The sequence below is a fragment of the Pseudoalteromonas sp. SG43-6 genome, from assembly GCF_014164365.1.
In the GTDB taxonomy this organism is placed as follows: Bacteria; Pseudomonadota; Gammaproteobacteria; order Enterobacterales; family Alteromonadaceae; genus Pseudoalteromonas; species Pseudoalteromonas rhizosphaerae.
The window spans coordinates 1-353 of record NZ_JACJEZ010000186.1 but is presented as its reverse complement, the minus strand read 5'-3'; the positions used below and the strand labels follow the sequence as shown (position 1 = coordinate 353).

Below are 353 nucleotides of genomic sequence, written 5' to 3'. Positions count from 1 at the left end.
TGTTGATATTGCTTCATCACCTTATTGTTCATTACATCAAGTAGCTTTGCTATTTCTTGATTTAGGTGCGCTAAGCTGTAGAAGGTTTGGTTACGCAGACGTGCCATGATCCAACGCTCAACAATTTGTACACCGACTTCAGCCTTTGATTTATCTTTGGGTTTATAAGGTCTAGCGGGTATGACAGCGACGTTATAATACTCGGCTAATTGATGATAAGTGGGGTTTAGATCAGGCTCGTAGCGACAGGGTTTACTAACAGCACTTTTTAAGTTGTCGGGAATAACAAGTTCAGGCACACCGCCTAAAAACGCAAAACAACGGGCATGACTCATCACCCAATCTTCAAGTTG

At 42.2% G+C, this 353-nt stretch carries 1 pseudogene; it reads right to left on the bottom strand.

Going from position 1 to position 353, the window contains the following annotated elements:
- Positions 1-353: pseudogene (locus tag H5201_RS22720) on the bottom strand (DDE-type integrase/transposase/recombinase); the annotation flags it as partial.